The following is a 5,312-nucleotide window of genomic DNA, read 5'->3' on the forward strand; positions in this document are numbered from 1 at the left end:
CCCATCTCCGTCGTCGTGATGGCGAAGGTCGAACCTGCAAGGTCATATTCCACCCAGATGTCTTGATAGTCATAGCTCTTGTGAAGCCCAAGCACATGTTCGTAGAAGGCCCGCGCCCGTTCCATGTTCGAGACCGGATAGGCGGTGAAGGCGATGGATGTGATCACGGGGTACGCTCCTAACCGTTGCCGTATTGGGCGAGTGGGGCTGCTGCTCTTGCTCATGTATCACCAAGCTCTACGTTCTGGCTGTCGTCATCATTCTGAAGCTCTGCGCAACCAAGAGCCAGGTGGTGGAAGCGTGTAAGGGGCATGTCTTCGAAAAGGCGTAGGGACCTGATTCCCCAGTTCAGGATCCCAATCGCAATCGAGAGCGAGTGTCGAATAGCACACTCACCCTCGTCGCACTATCCGTTTTACTGCTTGAGCATGACGATCATCGACCGTTCGCTGAAGGTGGTTTGGCCTGGAACGAAGACGCCGTTCCTACTAGTAATGCCATGAATGAATGAGGTATCAGGCGCCGCAGCCCCGATGTACTCTCCGAATTCGGTCGCAAACGTCAGCCGCAGCCTCGCGCCGGGCTCCACCGTGTAGGTGCCCGAAAAGGTCGCTGGAATGTTCCCCGAAGCGGCAATCTGAATCGCGCACGTCGCGGTTGAAGGACAGGTTTCCCGCCGTTCGACCAGGGAAGGTCCTCCAGTTAGCTGGCCTGCGTCCGCAAAGCTGAAAGTTCCATTGCTCATGGTGACCGTGCCGCCGTGTTGGACGGTCCTGATCCGGCCGCCCTGATCCATGATTTCCCGCGTAATAATGGCGAAGTAGGTGCCGTTTAGACTGGCTGCGGTCAGATTGCCAACCTGCTTGCTCGCAAACGTGATTGCCGCGCCGTCAGCGTTATTTCCGGGAAACATGATGAGGGATTTGGAGCGATCCACCGTACCCTGGATGGAGTCCGGGCCGGAGGTAATCGTGAATGTGCCGTCTGAGGTGACGGTAAAGGGGAGATTCGGCACGCCGAGATTATCGATCGATTGCATGACGTTCGCCGTGATAGTGCAGCCTGTCGCGGTGGGAGTACAGGAGACGCTTTGGTTCATGCTATCGCCGGTGCCGGTCAGCGTCACGGTGGGAGGGGTAAATGTGAGCGAGCCGTTAGCGGTCAAGGCTTCAAGCGGTCCTCCCCAGGTACCGGTGGCAGGTGGGGCGCTGGGGTTCAAGCTGGTTTCCAAGCTGAAGAGATTGGCGCCTGGTCCAAGATCGCTTGGAGTCACGCCGCTCCCTTTCCTGACTGCGACGGTGAAGCCATTAGGAATACCGCCGATTGGTGCGACAAAGCCCTGGGGAAACATCATCACATTCTCGGTGGTGCCGACCTTCACGATCTCAACCTGCGCGCTGTCCGACTTCAGAAACAGTTCGTGCCTCGTCGGATAGTACAGATAGGACCCGCCGATGCTGAATGGGCCAGTGGCATAAGGGCTCCGGGCGAATGCGCGGCTGCAGGCGGCGCTGCAGGACTCCGCTGTTTGGCCGCCCTGCACCTGCAGGGTGGTCTCAAACCGCCCCGTCGCCGCGTCAAACGTCGCCGTACCCCCGTGCGTGAATCGTTTGATCACTCCAGCATTGTCGGCTTCGACGAAGTAACCGGCCATCGCATAGTTTCCCGCAATCGTCGACTGATCGACCTCTCCCGGTTCATCCAGGAGGTTCAGGCCGGCGGCGATCAATGGGGCATTCGCCGTGCGGACGTTGTTGATGGTGTCCTGAAGGGTCACTCCTGTGGCGCTGGCCATCGCTTCGAGAGAAGATAAAAAGCTGGAAGTCTCCTGATTGGCGTATAGACTCGGAAGCGACCCGATAAGCGGCTGGGCATGAGCCAGCATCTCACGCAGGCCGGCTTCTGTGTATGGATTGATGTTGACGGCAGGTTCGGTCACCGGCGCATTCATGCTGCGCGGATTGCCGATCGGAGTCGGTGCAGCTCCAGCCGGCGTGTCGGATGCTTGAATGATCACATCAGTGGAGAACCCGACTCCCACGGGAAGGAAGAAACTGTACCGCCCGCCGCCGTCCGTTGTTGATTCCGCAATGACACCGGTTGGATTCCCCGCAGACGTCTGGATCGATCCGTCCTTGTTGATTCGAAACACGATGACCCTGGCGTTGGCCAATGGTTGACGAGCGGCCTGAGCATACACGTCGCCGGCCGACAGCCAAGCAAACCACTTCTGAAAGAAACTCTCTGGCGTGGCCTTGGCGAAGGAACCGTTGGGTGCCCACGTGGTTCCTTGCACCAGAAGCCCCGTATTGGCCGGCCCCGTCCCGCCCCCTCCGTCTCCGCCACCGCTGCCGCCGCAGGCGGCGAGAGTGAGAACCAACAATGACGTGGCCACTAGTGACACAGACTGTTTTTCGCTCTTCATGACGATGATCCTCCTTTCAGATCGTCCCAATCTTTTTCACCTTTCTTATGTCCTGGGGTCCTCCGGCGATGCGGAGGCACCCAGGTATTGTTTGCATCGGCACTTATCGTTTCACAAGCAACGCAATCGTCCGGCCGCTATGATTCCCGCCACCCGGACGAGGCTGACTGTCAAACGTCTCTGTGGTGTAGAGGAACGAGGCGCTCGATGGCGCGGCAATACCGGGCATCGCGAACCCACTGAACGTGCCGAGGCCTGGGACTGTGATCGACACCGCGTTTGTGCCGGTGGTCACGCTGTAGCTTCCAGACGCGTTGAAGGGGGTCGGTGTGCTTCCTATGTTCGAATTGACGTGATAGCCACAGGCTCCTCCAATGCAGTCATCGGCTAGATCCGCGAAGGTGCTTTGGACTGCCACTGTGTGGCCGCCACTCCCGTTGAAGGTCACCGTTCCCGTATAGAGCGTGGTAGTGAGGTGCCCGAGAGTGTCGTGGGTGTCACGGAACATGAGCAGGCTATAGAGACCGTTGAGACCGGCGTTGGTCAAACCAGTGCTTTGTTTCACCGAGACAGCCACCGCACCGCCCGCGACGTCTAGAAATGGAATCAGCGCGAGATTCTTGTCGCCTCCGAGCGTGCCTCTCGTAGTCTCGACTGGCGGCCCGGGGTTGGTAATCGTGAAAGATCCATCCGATGCCACGCTGAATGTTCCGTTGAGAGTGATGGGTTCCGGGAGATTCCCAAGCGTTCCGGAAATCGTACAGCCTTGCGGGCCTCCGATTGTGCAATTGATCGTCTGCGTCATGGTGGACTCCGCTCCCGCTACATTGACAATGCTGGGAGCTACAAAGGACACGGCCCCCGTCCCGGTATAGCTGTTGATCGGGGATTGCCATGAGCCGGTAGAAGAGCCGGTGGGACTTACCTCAGAACCGAACTCGGCAAAGTTGTAGGTGCCCAAGATGTCTGCTGTAGTCAGGTTGCTCCCTTTCTTGATGGCGAGACCGAAGCCCATGCCGATGCCGCGTCTTCCGTCCATGAAGGGGAGCAAGACCACCGTGCCATCGGGGTTTGTGGAGCCCGTCAGGACGTCGCCGGATGAGTCGGTGAAGACGACTTGGTTCGTCGACGGCAGATACAAAAAGCTGCCGGTCATGGTGTCTGTGCGGTTGAGAGTGAGCGAGGTCACGAAGGTCCGCTGACAGAGGTCACCTCCGACGCCGCACATTTCACCCAAGAAGGACCCTTCCTCGGCAAAGGGCAGGGTGAAAGTTCCCGCCGCGCCGTCAAGCATTGCGGTTCCGGCGTGGAGGTAGCGTCCCGTGCGGGAGTTTGCGATATCGAGCCCTGCAAAAAACCGTGCCACCGCGTAACTTCCTGTGAGTGTCGATTGGTTCACGGTTCCAGGAGGCGCGATGAGATTGAGCGCTTCCGTAATGACCGGCTGCAATTGCGTCTTGATGTCAGCCAGGGTCTGAGGGAGCGTGGCGGCAGTGATGCTCAGGGAAGAACTCGCCAGCAGTCCCGTAAAGGCGGTGGTTTCCTGGGTGGTGAAATTGGCCAGGGTGCCGCTCGTCGCTTGCACTCTGGCGATCATCTCACGGGTGGCGACCTCGGTCCCCGGAGTTAGATAGACGTTGATCACACGGCCAAAGGCCTGGTCGATTGCGGCAATACTTTGAGAAGCCGGCGCATTGATAACGTTCAGCGAGGGGATGGACGCTGGTGCGGTCCCGGCTGCCGCGTTCGATACCTGTACAATCAGGTCGCTCGCCGGGTTGAATGAGGCGGGTAGGGTCACGCGATAAAAGCCGTTTGCGTCCGTCGTCGATTCCGCAATGATGCCCGTTAGATTGCCCGCGCTGGTCTGGACCGTACCGTTGTCGTTGATCTTGAAAACCACAACACGCGCGTTACGGACAGGACCGAGGCCGACGGCTTGGGCAAAACTGTCGCTCACGAACAGCGACGCGAACCACTGAAATACCCCCTGTCGTGGAAAGAGCTTGGCCAGCGATCCGTTGTTGGAGGAGACGGCCGTTCCGCTGATCGTGAGAGTGGCAGGAGCTGCGGGAGCAACATCTCCATCTCCACCACCCCCGCCGCAGGCGGCGAGAGTGAATAGGCAACAGACGAGAAGCGTAGTGAAATGATGGCGACAAGTTTGGAAGATGGTCATGGATGCCCTCCTGGTTGAATAGTGCCCATGGCATGTCGAGCATCCCAGCCGAAGCTCATGAGTTCATACAGTAGTCCTACAGCAACCTGCGTGCCGGATTGAGGGGGCATGCCGTCGTTGGGACCGAACATCAAAAAATCATATCGTTCTCAGCATCTAAGTGATGAATCGTAGGTAGACGGTGGTTGATGAGTTGAAGCCTTTTGCGACAACCGGACAGTTGCCGCTGGCGCACGAAGCGTCAGCCATCCTCGGTAAACTGTCTAGCATGGTCCGCATACATGAGGCGCCATGCCACGAGTCGACGATGCGATTCTGTAATGTGGGAAGTCTCGGTCGCTGTGGAGTGTGGAAAAGGTTCATCCCGCAAGCCGGCGCCACTCCGAGCGAGTTGCTGCTGGATAGGGGGCTGGAATAGTGAAGCCAGCGCCATATCGTCCACTTACACAGGAAACGGAGCGATGAAATCTGCGCATGTCTCAGGCCTATCGATGTGGTTTAACGAACGGTGAGTCACGATATAATACGAGGGTCTGCTCAAGGAAACTAGGATGACCCCCTAGTCCTATGCATGCCGCTTGTGGATCGTGATGTGATTGCCGTCCGGATCCTCGATCACCGCCATGCGGCAGACCGGCGTGTCAAACGCTTCCACGACGAACGACACGGCCCGCTCCTTCATCTTCAGCACGAAGGCGTCGAGATCCG

2 protein-coding genes are annotated in these 5,312 nt (G+C 58.4%); both read right to left on the reverse strand.

Features of this window, described 5'->3' with window-relative positions; all coding sequences use genetic code 11:
- Nucleotides 1-415: 415 nt before the first annotated feature.
- On the reverse strand, nt 416-2,425 hold the full coding sequence (locus Q8N04_14080) for a hypothetical protein (protein ID MDP3091805.1): 2,010 nt from the start codon (nt 2,423-2,425) through the stop codon (nt 416-418).
- Nucleotides 2,426-2,528: 103 nt separating this feature from the next.
- Nucleotides 2,529-4,604 carry a hypothetical protein gene (locus Q8N04_14085; protein ID MDP3091806.1) on the reverse strand — a complete coding sequence of 692 codons (2,076 nt, stop codon included), beginning with the start codon at nt 4,602-4,604 and terminating at the stop codon, nt 2,529-2,531.
- Nucleotides 4,605-5,312 lie beyond the last annotated feature (708 nt).

Source organism: Nitrospira sp. (genome assembly GCA_030692565.1).
In the GTDB taxonomy this organism is placed as follows: Bacteria; Nitrospirota; Nitrospiria; order Nitrospirales; family Nitrospiraceae; genus Nitrospira_D.